Annotated in this window: 12 protein-coding genes; 8 read left to right on the top strand and 4 right to left on the bottom strand. The window is 71.0% G+C overall.

What is annotated here, in order from left to right:
• The first annotated feature begins 107 nt into the window (after positions 1-107).
• The 4 genes from I004_RS0110390 (at position 108) to I004_RS0110375 (ending at position 5,327) form a co-directional block, all read left to right on the top strand.
• Positions 108-1,799 carry a thiamine pyrophosphate-binding protein gene (locus I004_RS0110390; protein ID WP_051344901.1) on the top strand — a complete coding sequence of 564 codons (1,692 nt, stop codon included), beginning with the start codon at positions 108-110 and terminating at the stop codon, positions 1,797-1,799.
• 214 nt (positions 1,800-2,013) lie between these two features.
• Positions 2,014-2,883, top strand: coding sequence for an ATP-binding cassette domain-containing protein (locus tag I004_RS0110385; RefSeq protein WP_028435433.1), 870 nt, complete (start codon positions 2,014-2,016; stop codon positions 2,881-2,883).
• On the top strand, positions 2,865-4,145 hold the full coding sequence (locus tag I004_RS0110380; RefSeq protein ID WP_028435432.1) for a hypothetical protein: 1,281 nt from the start codon (positions 2,865-2,867) through the stop codon (positions 4,143-4,145). Before I004_RS0110385 ends, I004_RS0110380 begins: the two co-directional genes overlap by 19 nt.
• Before the next feature lie 90 nt (positions 4,146-4,235).
• A complete protein-coding gene (locus I004_RS0110375; RefSeq protein WP_037975647.1) occupies positions 4,236-5,327 on the top strand; it encodes an SLOG cluster 4 domain-containing protein in 1,092 nt (363 codons plus the stop codon).
• 58 nt (positions 5,328-5,385) lie between these two features.
• Here I004_RS0110375 and I004_RS0110370 read toward each other — a convergent pair whose 3' ends face one another.
• The 4 genes from I004_RS0110370 to rlmN form a co-directional block, all read right to left on the bottom strand.
• Entirely contained in the window at positions 5,386-6,420 is a 1,035-nt protein-coding gene (locus I004_RS0110370; RefSeq protein ID WP_028435430.1) for an ABC transporter ATP-binding protein, read from the bottom strand.
• A complete protein-coding gene (locus I004_RS0110365; RefSeq protein ID WP_028435429.1) occupies positions 6,421-8,064 on the bottom strand; it encodes an ABC transporter permease in 1,644 nt (547 codons plus the stop codon). It lies immediately after the preceding gene.
• 125 nt (positions 8,065-8,189) lie between these two features.
• A complete protein-coding gene (locus I004_RS0110360) occupies positions 8,190-9,263 on the bottom strand; it encodes a thiamine ABC transporter substrate-binding protein (protein ID WP_028435428.1) in 1,074 nt (357 codons plus the stop codon).
• A gap of 308 nt (positions 9,264-9,571) precedes the next feature.
• A complete protein-coding gene (rlmN, locus tag I004_RS0110355; protein ID WP_028435427.1) occupies positions 9,572-10,708 on the bottom strand; it encodes a dual-specificity RNA methyltransferase RlmN in 1,137 nt (378 codons plus the stop codon).
• A gap of 169 nt (positions 10,709-10,877) precedes the next feature.
• On the opposite strand from rlmN, the gene I004_RS0110350 reads away from it, so the two are divergent.
• The 4 genes from I004_RS0110350 to I004_RS33265 all read left to right on the top strand — a co-directional run bounded on the left by I004_RS0110350 (position 10,878) and on the right by I004_RS33265 (position 13,607).
• A complete protein-coding gene (locus tag I004_RS0110350; RefSeq protein ID WP_028435426.1) occupies positions 10,878-11,252 on the top strand; it encodes a VOC family protein in 375 nt (124 codons plus the stop codon).
• A 356-nt stretch (positions 11,253-11,608) separates the two neighbouring features.
• Positions 11,609-11,827 carry a hypothetical protein gene (locus tag I004_RS0110345; protein WP_028435425.1) on the top strand — a complete coding sequence of 73 codons (219 nt, stop codon included), beginning with the start codon at positions 11,609-11,611 and terminating at the stop codon, positions 11,825-11,827.
• Between the two features lie 292 nt (positions 11,828-12,119).
• The gene (locus I004_RS39435) at positions 12,120-12,260 is read left to right on the top strand and encodes a hypothetical protein (RefSeq protein ID WP_158677022.1); all 141 of its coding nucleotides are present in this window, start codon (positions 12,120-12,122) and stop codon (positions 12,258-12,260) included.
• Positions 12,261-13,607 (top strand): serine/threonine-protein kinase, encoded by a 1,347-nt coding sequence (locus I004_RS33265; protein WP_051344900.1) that lies wholly within the window; start codon positions 12,261-12,263, stop codon positions 13,605-13,607.
• The last annotated feature ends 270 nt before the right edge of the window (positions 13,608-13,877 follow it).

Raw genomic sequence — 13,877 nt, 5'->3', positions numbered from 1 at the left:
CCGCAGTGCGCCCGCGACGCCCCGGCGCCGCGGGTGCACTCGGGCGTGCGGGCCAGGCGCGCCCGGCCCGCACGCCCGAAAACCGCACGCCCGCACACCCGCATCCCATGTCCCCGACCGTGAAAGGCGCGACCCCCCGCATGGCATCCGCACCGGCAGTCCGTACAGGCAGCGACCTCGTCACCGAATCCCTCACCGCGCTCGGTGCCCGCACCGTCTTCGGACTGCCGGGCCAGCACGCGCTGGGTGCCTTCGACGCCGTACGCCGCTCCCAACTGTCGTACGTCGGGCTGCGGGTGGAGAACAACGCGGGCTTCGCCGCCGACGCGTACGCCCGCCTCACCGGCACCGTCACCCCGCTGCTGATATCAACCGGCCCGGGTGCGCTGATGTCGCTGGCCGCGCTCCAGGAGTCCGCCGCCGCGTCCGCGCCCGTGCTCGGCATCAGCAGCCAGGTGCCCACGGCCGGTCTCGGCGGCGGCCGCAAAGGGTATCTGCACGAACTCCGCGACCAGAAGGCCTCGTTCCGCGACGTCGTGAAGTCGGTCCACACCGTGCGGGCCGTCTCGCAGATCCCCTCGGCGCTCGCCGCGGCCTGGGCCGACGCGGCGGAGGCGCCGTGCGGTCCCGCCTGGGTCGAGATACCGCAGGACGTCCTCCTCGCGCCCACCGATGTGCCGCCCCCCGAGTCACTCGCCGCGCCGGACGGACCGGCGAGCCCCCGCCCCCTGCCGGCCCGTCCCGAACTGACCGCCCGCGCCGCCGCGTTGCTCAACGCGGCGGAACGGCCGGCCGTGCTCGCGGGCGGCGGCGTCGTACGGGCCGGCGCCCAGGCACAACTGCTCAGCCTCGCCGAACAGTTGGACGCCCCCGTCGCCACGACCTTCGGCGGAAAGGGTGCCTTCCCCTATGAGCACCGGCTCTCCCTCGGCTCCTGGCTGGAGGACCGGCACACCACCGAGTTCCTGGCCGACGCCGACGTGCTGCTCGTCGTCGGGTCGGGGCTCGGCGAACTCTCGTCCAACTACCACACGTTCGACCCCCGCGGCCGCGTCATCCACATCGAGGCGGACGTCGGAAAGCTGGAGGCCAACCACCCCGCGCTCGGCATACACGCCGACGCACGGGAGGCCCTCGAATCGCTCGCCGCGGCCGTCGCCCCCCGGCCCGCGGGCCAGGCGGAACGTGAGGTGGCCGCGCTGCTGGACCGGGTGCGCGCCCGGATCGCGTCCCAGGGCCTCGACCTCGAACAGCAGGTGCTCGGCGCGGTGCGCGAAGCGCTCCCCGACACCTCACCCAGCTTCTGGGACATGACGATCCTCGCCTACTGGGCCTGGTCCGCCTTCGACCCCCGCGAAGGAGCCATGCACTCCGCTCAGGGGGCCGGCGGCCTCGGATACGGCTTCCCCGCCGCGCTCGGAGCGGCCGCGGCCGACCCCGAGCGCCGCACCCCGGTCCTCGCCGTCTCCGGCGACGGCGGAGCGATGTACTCCATCGCCGAACTCGCCACGGCGCACCAGTACGACCTCCCGGTCACCTGGCTCATCGTCGACGACGGCGGCTACGGAATCCTCCGCAGCTACATGACGGAGGCATTCGGCGAGACGACCGGCACCGAACTCGCCCGCCCCGACTTCGTGGCGCTGGCGGAGTCGTTCGGCGTACCGGCGGTGCGCAGCTCCCCTGAGTCGCTGCGCGAGGACCTGTCGGCCGCGCTCGCCGCTCCCGGACCGTCGCTCGTCCTCCTCCCCGCCGAACTGCGCATGTTCGCCCCCACCCACCTCACCGACGAGCTCTGACCGCTGCCCCGCCCCTGCCGGAGCACCGGAAGAAGCGGGGCCATCTGCGAGGCCCGTTCGGTGGAATCTGCGCCGCGCCCCGGCGGATGACGCCGGATGGACGCTTGGCTGTCCTTACGGTTCCTGTGACCGATGGACCGAGGACCTCTTCACCCCTTCGTGGGACGGGGCCCGGCGGGGACCAGCAGAGCAGAGGTGAGTGGAGGTGCCCTCAGTGGCAGCACCCCCGGACAACGACGTGCTCTGGGCACGCGGACTGCACTACTCGTACGGCGGTTCACCCGCCCTGCAAGGCGTATCGATCGGCGTCCGCGCCGGCGAGATCGTCTCCGTCACCGGACCTCGCGGCAGCGGCAAGACCACTCTGCTGAGCTGCCTGTCCGGTCAACTCACCCCGCACGACGGGGAGATCTGGTTCAACAGCGTGCCGGTGCACACGCTCTCGCGCACCTCACGCGAACGGCTTCGCCGTGACCGCTTCGGCTGGGTCGGCAGCGAGCCGCAGCTCATCCCGGAGCTGACGGCGTGGGAGAACGCCGCGCTCCCGCTGATGCTGTGCGGCGCCGGTTCCCGCGCAGCCCGCAAGGCAGCCGTCGAATGGCTGGAGCGGCTCGACGTCGGTGACATCGCACGCAAGCGTCCCTCGGCCCTGCGGCAGTCGCAGCGTCAGCGCGTCGCGATCGCCCGCGCTCTCGCCCCCGCGCCCGCGATCCTCTTCGCCGACGAGCCGACCGCTCCCCTGCACCTGACGGAACGGGCCCAGGTGCTGCGCACGCTGACGACCGCCGCGCGCACGCACGACATCACCGTGGTGCTCACGACACACGACCCGGCGGTGATGCTGCCGAAGGTGACACCGGGAGACCCGGAGGCCGCGGACGCGGCGGGGCCGACACTCGCGGACCGCAATCTCACGCTCGTCGACGGCCGGTTGAGCGGCGGCCTGATCGCCGCGGGCCCCGGCGAAGCGAACAGTGGTGGGGACGACGGGAACGACGGAGCCGGTGGCAAGGGCATGGCCACGGGCGAAGGCGACTCGGACGGCGAAGACTCCAAGGGTGCCGCGTGCTCGCTCTCCGTCTAGCCCGCGGTGGTCATCCCCTCACGCTGCTGCGCCGCCTCCTGGTGTCATGCGCGACGGCAGTCGTGGGCTTCCTGCTGCTGGCGGCTCTCAGCCATGCCCTCGCCCACCCGCAGCAGTCCGGTACCTCTCTCGTCCGGCTGGTGTGGTGCCTCGCACCACTCGCGGCGGCCGTGCAGTTCGCCGCGGCCGCCGCCCGCACGGATCCCGGTTCGCGCTCGCCCTCCGCTCTGGACGCGGCGGGGGTGGGCCCGGCCCGCATCCCTCTGCTCGCGGCCGTCTCGACGGCGATGTCGTCGCTGCTGGGCAGCGCCGTCGCGCTCGTGATCTATCTGCACCTTCGCGGTCAGCTGGCGTCGGTCCCTTTCGACGGCGCGGCCGTGAAACTCCTCGCCGCCGACCACCCGTTGCCCATCGCCGCGACCCTGGTGCTGCTGTGCGTACCGCCTCTGGTGGCGGCCGGCGCCGCCGCCCTCGCCACACGGCCCGGGATGCTCCCGGCTCCGGCGGGTGCGGGTGCCGGGTCCGTTGCCGGCGGCGGAACGGGCACACCCAGCGCGGAGCCCGGCGCACACGGCGAGGCGACGGGAGCTCCCCGCGAGCGGGCGGACGACCGGGAGGCGCAGTCCTTCCGGGTGCTGCCGGGCCCACTGCCCGCGTCCGTCACGCTGCCGTGGGGTGCCGCGCTCATCGCCGCGGGTCTCGCCATGGAGACGTACGCCAGCCGGTCGCCGAAGCCGCTGTCCCTCTCGGCGGTCCTGTCGAACAGCGCGCCCGGTGTGCTGGGCGGCTGGCTGCTCACCGTGCTCGGTCTCGTGCTGGCCGGCCCGGGACTCACCCAGCTGTGCGGGCGGCTCCTCGCAGTCGGCAGGCCGGGCGCCGTACGGCTGCTGGCGGGGCGGGTGCTCCAGCAGGAGGCGGCACGCATCGGCCGGCCGCTCGGTGTGCTGTGCGCGGTGGCGGCCGGCGGGCTGGCCGCGAGCGAGCTGTACGGTGCGTCACCGCATGACGGTGCCCGCATGTTCGGACCACTGACCCTGCTGGGCGCCGCGCTGGTCGTGCTCTGCGTGACGGCGAGCGCGCTGACTGCCGCCGCGGAGTCCCGCGCGGCCCGCAGACCCGCGAACGCCGCCCTGGCCAAGCTGGGTGCTCCGCGCCGGCTTCTGAGGGGGGCGGCGGTGCTCCGCGCGGTCATCATCTGCGTCGTGCTCGGCGCCCTCACCTGGGCGGTGGGCCAGCTCGCCGCGCTGCCGCTGACGACCTGACGCCGGGCACATTCCCGTCGGCGCATCGAAGGGCGGCCCCCTTATGGCAAGCGGGGCCGCCCTCGTGCTGTGAGCGCATACGCTGACGGAATGCTGGACCACGAGATAGAGACCCTCGAGGAGTTCGACGACGTCGTCGAGGCGACCGGGTCGCTCAACGGATGGCGGGTGCAGTCCCTCGACCTGCGCGGGCGCGGCGGGGCGCTGGCGTCCGCGGAGACGGACGGGGCGGTCTTCCTGGGCTGTGCGATGTCCTCCGAGTCGGTCGTACGGGTGCAGGAGGGCGGCGGGCTGGTCTTCCCGCCCGTATCGAACCTGCCGTTCGATCCCTACCGGGGGCGTCTCTACACCCCGGAGGAGCTGTTCTCCGACCTGGCCGAGGGGTACGAGCGGACTCCGGATGCCGGCTCGTACGCCTGGTTCCAGCGGACGAAGAACGACGGTGACGTCTTCTCCTCGATGCTCCGCGCCGTGCACGACGACGCGATCTCCGACGCGCTCGACGAACAGCTCGTCGGAGCCCGGGTCGTGGGGGTCATGGGCGGGCACAAGCTGGCGCGCGGGAGCGCCGCGTACGCCGGAGCGGCCCGCCTGGGAAGGGCGCTGGCCCGGGAGGGTCACACCGTGGCGACGGGCGGTGGCCCCGGTGCGATGGAGGCCGCGAACCTCGGTGCCTACGCGGCGCCCTTCGAGGACGGCATGATGGACAAGGCGCTGGAGATGCTCTCGACCGCGCCGTCCTTCGAGAAGTCCGTCGGCGAGTGGGCGCGTGCCGCCTTCGCGGTCCGCGACGGCTGGCCGGGCGGCGGCGCCTCCGTGGGCATCCCGACCTGGTTCTACGGACACGAGCCGCCCAACGCCTTCGCGCAGCACATCGCGAAGTACTTCGTGAACGCGGTGCGCGAGGACGGGCTGCTGGCACGGTCGAACGCCGGCGTCGTCTTCCTTCCGGGTGCGGCCGGGACCGTGCAGGAGATCTTCGACAACGCGACGCCCAACTACTACCAGTCGCGCGGCACTCCGACGCCGATGGTGCTCGTCGACGAGGAGCACTGGACGCGGACGCTGCCGTGCTGGCCGCTGCTCCAGGCGCTCGCGCGTGAGCGGCCGATGGCATCGCGGATCGCGCTGGCCGCCTCCGTCGAGGAAGTTCCGGAGACGCTGGCGCGGCTCAGGGGCTGACCGGCCGGCCCGGGTCCCGGCCCTCCCAACGTCCCCTGGGGACGGCGCGTGATGAGGCTCAGCCTTGGCCGAGCCGCACCACCTCCCGTCCGTCGAACGTGACGCCGACCTCGGCCCCGTCCTCCGGTGCCTCGCGCAGCGGACACGACGCCTCCAGCCGCGGACCGGTCTCCGGCCGGAGCAGGAGCGTGACTTCGGCGGTGTCGCCGCCGCGGAAGGTGCGCGCCTCGACGGTGCATCCCAGCCCGGCCTGCGGTGACGTCAGCCGGACACCGGCCGGACGCACGAGGAGCTGGCAGGTGCCGGTGCGCGTGCCCTCCTCCACGGGGAGTTCGCCCCAGGGGGTGTCGGCGGCCCCGTCGCGAACCGTCCCGTCGACGACGTTGTCGAATCCGAGGAACCGGGCGACGAACTCCGAGGCGGGACGCTGCCACACCTCAAGTGGTGTGCCCGTCTGGGCGATGCGCCCCTCGTTCATCACCACGACGCGGTCGGCCAGTACGAAAGCCTCACCCTGGTCGTGAGTGACGGCCAGCACGGTGGTGCGCAACTTGCGGAAGAGCGCGCGCAGTTCGACGACGAGGCGCTCCCGCAGCCCGCGGTCGAGCTGCCCCAGGGGCTCGTCCAGCATCAGAAGATCCGGCTGCGGGGCCAGAGCCCGCGCGAGCGCGACACGCTGCTGTTCACCGCCGGAGAGCGAGGTGACCGCACGCCGCTCCGCGCCGGGAAGGCCGACGAGACCGAGGAGTTCGGCGACACGGTCGTCCGCTTCGTGCCGCGCGGTCCCGCGCATGCGCAGGCCGAAGGCGACGTTGCCCCCGACGTCGCGCTGCGGGAAGAGCTGGTGGTCCTGGAACATCAGCCCGACGCCGCGCCGGTGCGGCGGCACACCGCTCTGGTCACGGCCGGAGAGTTCCACGCTGCCGGCGTCGGGGGTGTGCAGACCGGCTATGACGCGCAGGAGCGTCGACTTGCCGCTTCCGCTGGGGCCCAGCACGCACACCGTCTCGTGGTCGGCGACCTCAAGGTCCACACCGTCCAGGACACACTGTGCGGGGCCGAAACCGGCTGTCACTCCGTCGAGCCGCAGCATCTAGAACTCTCCCGAGGGGTGGGTGCGTATGCGTTCCAACGCGAGGAGCGTCGCGGCGCACACGAACATCAACACGGTGCTCATGGCCATCGCCTGCCCGTAGTTGACCTCTCCCGCACGGCCCAGGAAGCGGGCGACGGCGACGGGGAGAGTCGGGGCGTCGGGCCGGGCGATGAAGACCGTCGCGCCGAACTCACCGAGCGAGACGGCGAATGCGAACCCCGCCGCGACGAGCAGCGCACGGCTCACCATCGGCAGGTCCACCTCGCGCCAGGCGCGCAGCGGCGAGGCACCGAGCACGGCCGCGGCCTCGCGCAGCCGGGCATCGATCGCGTGCAGCACCGGCAGCATCGTCCGGATCACGAAGGGAACGCCGACCAGTGCCTGCGCGATGGGCACGATCATCCACGACGAGCGCAGGTCCAGGGGCGGTTCGTCCAGCGCGACGAGGAAGCCGAAGCCGACGGTGACCGCGGAGGTGCCCAGCGGCAGCATCAGCATCGAGTCGAAGCCCCGCACCAGCCGGTCGACCGTGCCGCTGCTCCCGTCACCGGTTCCGGTGCGTGCCGTCAGGGCTGCCGCGGCCAGGACACCGATGGCGAGGGCCAGCAGCGTGGCGACGCCCGCATACGCGAGGGAGTTACCGATGGCGTCGACGGGCGGGACGGTGAAGGTGGCGGTGCCCGAAACCTCGCCGAGCGCACGGTAGTTGGCCAGTCCGTAGCCGCCGGGCCCGTCGAAGGACCGGGCGGTGAGGACGGCGAGGGGCACGAGGATCAGCGTGCCCGTCACCGCCAGGACGGAGGCCAGCAGCGCCCATTGGGCCCGGCCGCGGGGACGGCGCCCGGACTCTGCTGCCGGGACCATGCTCAACGCTGACTGCCGCTTCCGCATCGTGCGGGCGTGCACGAAGAGGAGAGCGGTGACGGCCGCGAACTGGAGCAGCGTGAGCACGGCGGCGGTCGGCAGGTCGAGCAGCGCGGCGGTCTGCCGGTAGATCTCGACCTCGAGCGTGGCGTAGCGCGGGCCGCCCAGCACCTGGATCACGCCGAAGGAGGTGAAGGTGAAGAGGAAGACGATCAGCGCGGCCGCGCCGACGGACGGTGCGAGCGCGGGCAGTGTCACGCGGCGCCACGCGGCGAAGCGGCTCGCGCCGAGCACACGTGCCGCCTCCTCCTGGCGCGGGTCGAGTTGGGACCACAGCCCGCCCACCGTCCGTACGACGACCGCGTAGTTGATGAAGACGTGTGCGAGCAGGATCGCCCATACGCTCGTGTCCAGCCGCAGCCCGACCCATTCGTCCAGGAGTCCGCCGCGGCCCAGCAGCGCCAGGAACGCCGAGCCCACGACCACCGTCGGCAGCACGAAGGGGACGGTGACGACGGCGCGCAGCACCTGCTTCCCGGGGAAGTCGAAACGGGCGAAGACATAAGCGCACGGCAGCGCGAGCGCCAGCGTGCACATCGTCGACGCGGCGGCCTGCCACACCGTGAACCACAGCACGTGCAGCGTGTCCGCATCGCTCAAGACCTGTGCGAGGCGCCCGAGTTGCCATGCTCCGGCCGCCGTCCGCAGCCCACGGCCGACGATCGCGGCCACCGGGTAGGCGAAGAAGACCGCGAAGAAGGCGACGGGCAGCGCCATCAGGGCCAGGCGCGCCGCACCGCTGCCCCGGCGCCCATGCGCGGGCCCGCGCCTGTACCCGCGAACGGTGCGCCCGCGGTCTGCCGGTGCGGCGAACTCCCCCTTTGGACGGGCTCGTTCGCGCGTCACTTCACGACGAGTGACGTCCACGACTTGATCCAGCCTTCGCGGTGCTCGTCGATCCTCGCCGGGTCCATGGTGGCCGCTTCCCCTGCACCTCGGCCGTACTTCGTGAACACCTCGGGCAACTCGGCGTCCTCACGGGCCGGGTTGACGAACATCTGCAGCGGCATGTCCTCCTGGAACGTCCTGCTGAGCATGTAGTCCATCAGGGCCTTGCCGCCCTTGGTGTTGCGTGCACCGTCCAGCAGTCCGGCGAACTCGGTCTGCTGGAAGCACGTCCGCTCAGCGATGCCCGTCGGGGCCTTCTCCGGCAGCGGCTTCTTGCCCAGGACCTCGGCAGGAGGGCTGGAGGCGTAGGAGACGACGAGGGGCCGGTCGCCCTTGCCCTTGCCGCCGGCCGAGCCGCTGAACCGGTCGTTGTACGCCTGCTCCCAGCCGTCCACCACTTCGACGCCGTTGGCCCGCAGCCTCTTCCAGTAGTCCTTCCAGCCGCCGTCCCCGTACTTCTCCACGGTGGCGAGCAGAAAGCCCAACCCGGGCGAGGAGGTCGCGGCGTTCGGGGTGACGAGGAGGTTCTTGTACTCGGGGTCGGCGAGGTCGTCCAGCGACTCGGGCGGAGCCTGGTCCCGCTTCTCGAACCAGCCGCGGTCGAAGTTGACACATATCTCGCCGTAGTCGACGGGCGTGACGCGGTGCCGCTCCCCGTCGAGCTGCAGCTTCGCGGGTACGTGGCCGAGGCGCTCAGCCTTGTACGGAGCGAAGACGCCCTTGTCGACGGCCCGTGAGAGAAGGGTGTTGTCGACGCCAAAGAAGACGTCGCCCTGCGGATTGCCCTTGTTGAGCACCGCCTGGTTCACGGCCGCGCCCGCGTCGCCGCCCCGCAGCACCTTCACCTTGTAACCGGTCCGCTTCGTGAACTCCTTCAGCACCGGCTTGGAGACAGCGAAGGAGTCATGGGTGACGAGGGTGACGGTCTTGCCGTCGTCGCCCTGTCCTGAACCGCCGCAGGCGGCGAGTGCGCCTGTGAGGACGAGGACGGTGGCGGCTGCAGCCGCGCGCAGCACATGCTTGCTCATAGGGCTCATCGACTTCCTACCCGGCATGACCCGGGCGAGGTTCAAGGGTCTGCGGGCCGTACGTGCACCTGGTCGCGGACGCCGCTCGGCGCCTCGCGGGGTGTACGTGCAACCGCACTCTCAGCGCTGTGTGCGCTCCCCTGTCGGTCTGGTGTGTGTGCGGATCTTGTCGCTTGATGTGCCTGCGACAAGGCGCGCGTCGAAGATTACCAGCCGCTCCCGCGCGGGTCGCGGGCCCGCACTCCCGGCCGAGCGGGCAGGGACGAGCGGGACGGCCCGACGGGGTGACACGGACCGGCTGGGCCGACTCAGCGTTCCGTCGCCGCCAACTGCCCGCAGGCGCCGTCGATCTCCTGGCCGCGGGTGTCCCGAACGGTCACCGGCACCCCGTGTGCCTCCAGGGCCTGCACGAACGCGGCCTCGTCCTCGGGACGCGACGCCGTCCACTTGGAACCCGGAGTCGGGTTGAGCGGAATCAGATTGACGTGCACGGGCTTGCCCTTGAGCAGCCGGCCCAGCAGATCCGCGCGCCACGCCTGGTCGTTGATGTCCTTGATCAGCGCGTACTCGATGGAGACGCGGCGCGAGGACTTCGCCGCGTACTCCCAGGCGGCGTCCAGTACCTCGCGGACCTTCCAGCGGGTGTTCACGGGGACGAGGGTGTCGCGCAACTCGTCGTCCGGCGCGTGGAGCGAGACCGCCAGACGGCACTTGAAGCCCTCGTCGGCGAATCGGAGCATCGCCGGGACCAGCCCCACGGTCGAGACGGTGATCCCACGCTGCGAGAGTCCCAGCCCGTCGGGCTCCGGGTCGGTCAGCCGGCGGACCGCGCCCACGACGCGCTTGTAGTTGGCGAGCGGCTCGCCCATGCCCATGAAGACGATGTTCGACAGCCGTGCCGGACTTCCGACCGAGCCTTCCGCCTGGCCCGGGCCCCCCGGAACCTCGCCGTCACGCAGCGCGCGCACGCCGTCGACGATCTGGTGGACGATCTCCGCGGTCGACAGATTCCGGTCGAGACCGGCCTGACCGGTGGCGCAGAACGGGCAGTTCATGCCGCAGCCCGCCTGCGAGCTGATGCACATCGTGACCCGGTCCGGGTAGCGCATCAGGACCGACTCCACGAGCGTGCCGTCGTGCAGCTTCCACAGCGTCTTGCGGGTCATGCCCTCATCGCAGCTGATGTGCCGCACCACGCTCATCAGGTCCGGCAACAGCTCCGCGGCGAGCTTCTCGCGCGCGGCGGCCGGGATGTCCGTCCACTGCTCGGGGTCGTGAGCGAGCCGGGAGAAGTAGTGCTGCGAGAGCTGCTTGGCACGGAAGGGCTTCTCGCCCGTCCCGGCCACGGCCTCACGGCGCTCGGCGGGCGTGAGATCGGCAAGATGCCGCGGCGGCCTCGCGGCCCCCCGCGGCGCGACGAAGGTCAGTTCTCCGGGCTTCGGCATAGCTGTACCAGTGTCGCAGACGGGTGAGGGTGGCCCAGGCCAGAGCGGGGTGGGGCGGGTCACCATCGGGCGTCGGCTGTCAGCGACGTCCGACCTTGCGCGGCACGGGGACGGCCCGGAGGGCTGTTGAATCTGGGCGAGAAGCACGTTGGAGCGCGATGATTGGTTCATGCATCGGAGCCGTTTACATGTCGTGCTGATCGACTCTCCCCCCGATGTCGCGGATGCGGGGGTCGCCTTCTGGGGGGCAGTGATCGGGCGGGAGCCGCAGCCGGAGCCAGGGACGCCGTTCACGGTGCTCGCACCGCTCGGGGCTGGGCAGGTGCTCGCACATCAGCGCCTGCAGGACGGGCCGCCGCGAATGCACCTCGACGTGGAGACCGACGACCCCGCCGCCGAGGTGGCTCGTGTCGAGGAACTCGGTGCCACGAAGCTGAGTGAGCATGACGGCTGCGTACAACTTCGAGACCCCACGGGGCTTGTCTTCTGCGTGGTGCCGGTGCAAAGCCCTGACTTCGACGAGTACGCGAACACGTGGCCGTAAGCCAGTTCCCCGGCCTTCTGATCCGTGGCTCCGTCCCGGCTGGTGCTGGGAGTTGCTGTACTTCGCTGCTGGCCTGACACCGCGCCCGCTTTCAGGCAAGGCCATCAGTCGGGGCAGGCCAGGATCTCTGCCCGGCAACGAACCAAGTTGACACATCGTGAATTACCGCTGTGTCCCTGGCGTTGGTTGGTGTCGCCGTCAGACTGCCGTGAGTGGTGTTGCGTCCTGTGAAGTGACCGCGCCCAGTGCGGAGGTACTCCACACACGAAACCGCAGGGGCTCGGACTCCGTCCTGTGTTCGAGAAGCGTTCCGCCCCGCGGCGTGCGGAGGACAGGTCACGAGAGGAACAAGCGCGTTGCAACAACAGTCGTCCACGGAGTACTGCTACATCATCAGCTTCGCCGGCCACACGCATGTCGTGTCGTACTCGGGCACATATGTGCCGCCGCCAGGCATGACCCGGCATGAGGTGTTCCTCAAGATCCGTGAAGACCACCTGCAAATGCTGTCCAGCAGGATGAAGAGCGTCGCGAACGTGTGCTTCTTCTCCATGGAGCCCAACCAGTTGGCATGAGTCGCGCCCCATGCCCGCAATGCGGGGCAAATTGACCAGGACTTACCTCTGACTACCGACCAATTGCGTTCATGACTGCCCGTCAGTGACACTGTGTACGTTTCAGGATGTGATTCGCATCCCCGATGCGTCGGATGCCCACGGCAGGAGAGTAGGGCGAATGAGGGGGAGTTGCAGGGGGATCTGCCCGCCGGTGCCCTCAACACGGGGAAGCGGCAGCACGGTTGATGACAGCAATGGGGGGTTGCCGTGGTTCCGGGGGCGCGGCGCGCCAGAAGGCAGGCAGCCGGCAATGAGTTGCCGTGCGGATAGGGCTCATGCGACGTACGAGGAGTTGCTGCTCCCCGCGCTGATCACCATGCTGTGGTGCCACCGCGCGGCCCGGACGGCGCTCGCCTCGACGAAGGCGACGCGCAGGCCACTGGGGGAGTAGATGCACGGAACGCTACTGGCAGAGCGCTACCGGCTGGACGAGCCGCTGGGATCAGGCGGCGCGGGCACGGTTTGGTTCGCACGGGATGTGCGCCTCGACCGGCCGGTGGCGGTCAAGGTGCTCCATCACGCCGCGACGACGGACGACTCCGCCTCAGAAGCCCGCTTCCAACGCGAGGCGAAGATCACCGCACGGCTCTCGGGACACCCGCAGATCGTCTCCATCTACGACTGCGGTCACAGTCTCGATGCCCATGGCCGCAACATCCCCTACGTGGTGATGGAGCACGTCATGGGCCCCTGCCTCACCGATCTGGTCACCCAGCCGCCGACCCTGACGGTGGCCCGTGCGGTCGATTGGAGCGCGCAGGTCTGTGACGCTCTCGCCGCGGCACACGACGAGGGAATCATCCACCGCGACATCAAGCCCAGCAACGTCATGCTTGCTCGCCCGCGCTCGGGCAGCGGCAGCGTCAAGGTCGTGGACTTCGGCATCGCTGCCTACATCGACGGTGAGCGCAGTCGGATCACCACCCAGGGGCGCCTGGTGGGCTCCCCCGCTTACATGGCGCCCGAACAGGCTCAGGGCGACACAGCGCTCGACGGCCGTACCGACCTTTACGCATTGGGCTGCCTGTTGTACGCCCTCCTGACCGGGCGCCCCCCATTCACGCCCAACGGCTATTGGGCGGTACTGGCCGCCCACGCCCGCACCGTGCCGCAACCTCCCAGCGCTCATCGGGGCAGTGTTCCACCGGCCTTGGACGACCTCGTCCTGGAGCTCCTTGCCAAAGATCCCAAAGGGCGTCCCCGAGACGCTCGCGAGGTCCGCGACCGCCTGCGCACTGTGCTGTCGGAGCCGCCACCCAGTCCTCACGCACCCGCGCAGATGCCGCACGGTGCTCAGCCACCCGCGCTCAAGGCACATGACGCCGGAGAGAGACGAGTAGACGCGCCCAGCGCTTCAGGCGTACGTGCCGAAGCCGCCCACCGGTCTGCCGAAGTGGCCCACCAGTTCCATCAGGGCCGCGCCCGCGTACCAGGCGCCGACCACCCCGGCACCCTGAAGGCCCGGCACAACCACGCGAGCATCCTCGCGTCCGCCGGCGAGCATGCCGAAGCGGCCGCCCTGTTCGCCAAGGTCGCCCAGGACTACGCCCGCGTACTGGGCGACGACCATCCCGACACCCTGACCGCCCGGCACAACCACGCGACCAACCTTGCCGCCACAGGCCAACGCGCCGAAGCAGCCCACCTGTTCGCCAAGGTCGCCCGGGATCGCGCCCGCGTACTGGGTGAGGACCATCCCGACACCCTCGACGCCCGGCTCAACGAGCGCCACAGCTGAACCGGGGCCCCCGTTCGGGATCAAACAGCCGTGCACCGCACGCCAAGCGCGGCTGCGAACCGTCCGACGCCGACCCGCCAGGCTGCGGGCGGCCTGCTCCGGCTTCCGTCCGTTCTTCCGGGTACTCGGCGCCGTCCTGCACGGACGCCGGAGACGCCGTGGCCGTACCGGCACCCGTGCCCTTTCGCCGGCCGAGGGAGGCTTCGCTGATGAAGATCGTCGCAGTGCCGTATCCGGGCAACCGGGGCCGGCTGCCCCAGCGGGCGACCC

This window comes from Streptomyces sp. TAA486, assembly GCF_000426165.1.
This window is presented reverse-complemented; position numbering and strand designations above follow the sequence as displayed.

Bases quoted from the DNA above. Each gene is read 5' to 3' on its own strand.
- I004_RS0110390 (WP_051344901.1), top strand. From the start codon at position 108: ATGTCCCCGACCGTGAAAGGCGCGACCCCCCGCATGGCATCCGCACCG.
- I004_RS0110375 (WP_037975647.1), top strand. From the start codon at position 4,236: ATGCTGGACCACGAGATAGAGACCCTCGAGGAGTTCGACGACGTCGTC.
- I004_RS0110370 (WP_028435430.1), bottom strand. From the start codon at position 6,420: ATGCTGCGGCTCGACGGAGTGACAGCCGGTTTCGGCCCCGCACAGTGT.
- I004_RS0110365 (WP_028435429.1), bottom strand. From the start codon at position 8,064: ATGGCGCTGCCCGTCGCCTTCTTCGCGGTCTTCTTCGCCTACCCGGTG.
- I004_RS0110360 (WP_028435428.1), bottom strand. From the start codon at position 9,263: ATGAGCAAGCATGTGCTGCGCGCGGCTGCAGCCGCCACCGTCCTCGTC.
- rlmN (WP_028435427.1), bottom strand. From the start codon at position 10,708: ATGCCGAAGCCCGGAGAACTGACCTTCGTCGCGCCGCGGGGGGCCGCG.
- I004_RS0110350 (WP_028435426.1), top strand. From the start codon at position 10,878: ATGCATCGGAGCCGTTTACATGTCGTGCTGATCGACTCTCCCCCCGAT.
- I004_RS39435 (WP_158677022.1), top strand. From the start codon at position 12,120: ATGAGTTGCCGTGCGGATAGGGCTCATGCGACGTACGAGGAGTTGCTG.
- I004_RS33265 (WP_051344900.1), top strand. From the start codon at position 12,261: ATGCACGGAACGCTACTGGCAGAGCGCTACCGGCTGGACGAGCCGCTG.